We start from the raw sequence: 1,399 nt of genomic DNA on the forward strand, positions 1-1,399 counted from the left end.
CCAAATGGACGTACAAGGATGCCCGTGAAGCACGGTTCCCTCGCCCGTAATACGGCATTCCCTCATTGCAACTCGAAGCGCATAGCCAACCAGTTGGACGACTATCACCAGAAAAAATGTGACATGAAAGACAACATGCCGGTGCGCAGCGATCCAGGCTCGGACAAGCGCTCTTCCGGCACGCTGACTGCCGCCTAGCAGGGCACTGTCGACCAGGCGATCGAGGCCATCAAGGGCATCACATCCAACGCCAGCTCAGCCGCTTAATTTTCAATTTCCAAGAACGATAGGTTTGCTATGTCTAACGAATACTCCTTCCTTTCCGGCTTCATGCAGAGCCGCAATGTTGGTCGGGTCATCGCCCAAGTCGATGTATTGAAGGAAAGTGGTTCGACCGCCTCCAAACTGCTCAAGTGGGACAGGTCCCAGAACCGCTGGTTCTCCTTCAACCTCGAGTGGCACGCCACGCGAATCTGCGCAATTGAAGTACCGGAAATCATGGTGTTCGCTACAGGCCCGGACGGTATCGTGTCAGTCAGCACAATGTCTGGCTCAACCGAAGAAGAGATCGACGACTCTCTCGATGGCCCTGCTCGTCGCGGTCCTATTCGGGATCTCCAACTCATCGATGGTGTGCCCTACGCCACTGGCATGGGCCGCCAGGTTTATCGTCGCGAGGGCCCAGTCAAATGGACGCGTCAGGACCAGGGAGTAGTCTTACCCAGAGGCGAGATTGAACTATGCGGTTTCAACTCCATCGACGGCCTCAGAGAAGAAAATCTCTATGCCGTCGGATTCAATGGCGAAATCTGGCAACGCCTGGAAGGCAAATGGCTCAAGCGGGAAAGCCCAACCAATCTCGTATTGCATCGGGTCAAGGTAGTTCGCGAAGATTTAGTGTTTATATGCGGGCAGATGGGCACTTTGCTGCGTGGCAATGGTTCGCAGTGGGAAGCCATTGAACAGGACGCAACCAGCGACGACCTCTGGGGTATGGAGTGGTTCAACGGCGAGCTCTATTTGACCCGTGACTCCGGTCTATTCCGCCTCGACGGCAATGACAATCTGGTTGCAGTCGACATGAAGTTGCCCGGTAAGCCCAGTTGCCGTCATCTCCATGCAAATGATGGTGTTCTCTGGTCCTGTGGACCGAAGAACGTAGTTTGGACCGAGGATGGCCAGAGTTGGACCGAGGTGACCCCGTGATATCGGCCCAGGCAGGCTCAGTTTGATATCCGTACCCATCATCATCGACCAACACGCCGAAGAAGCCCGGCTTCCTCGCCGTCCTGCGCGATTACGCCGTGTGTGCACCGCATTACGACCTCGACGACCTCAGCAAACTCGACAACCGCCTCGTACAACTCGTCGGACAAGGAGGATATGTCTGGCCCCTTCC

Annotated in this window: 2 protein-coding genes; both read left to right on the forward strand. The window is 55.6% G+C overall.

What is annotated here, in order from left to right; all coding sequences use genetic code 11:
* A partial coding sequence (locus ABZY11_RS44520; RefSeq protein ID WP_356484623.1) for a hypothetical protein occupies positions 1-198 on the forward strand: 198 nt, incomplete at its 5' end.
* A 99-nt stretch (positions 199-297) separates the two neighbouring features.
* Positions 298-1,206 (forward strand): hypothetical protein, encoded by a 909-nt coding sequence (locus tag ABZY11_RS44525; RefSeq protein ID WP_356484624.1) that lies wholly within the window; start codon positions 298-300, stop codon positions 1,204-1,206.
* Positions 1,207-1,399: the final 193 nt, after the last annotated feature.

It is taken from the genome of Streptomyces sp. NPDC006510 (assembly GCF_040611955.1).
Classification (GTDB): Bacteria; Actinomycetota; Actinomycetes; order Streptomycetales; family Streptomycetaceae; genus Streptomyces.

What these genes read in the sequence shown, in the direction of transcription:
- ABZY11_RS44525 (WP_356484624.1), top strand. Translation starts at nt 298, where the DNA reads ATGTCTAACGAATACTCCTTCCTTTCCGGCTTCATGCAGAGCCGCAAT.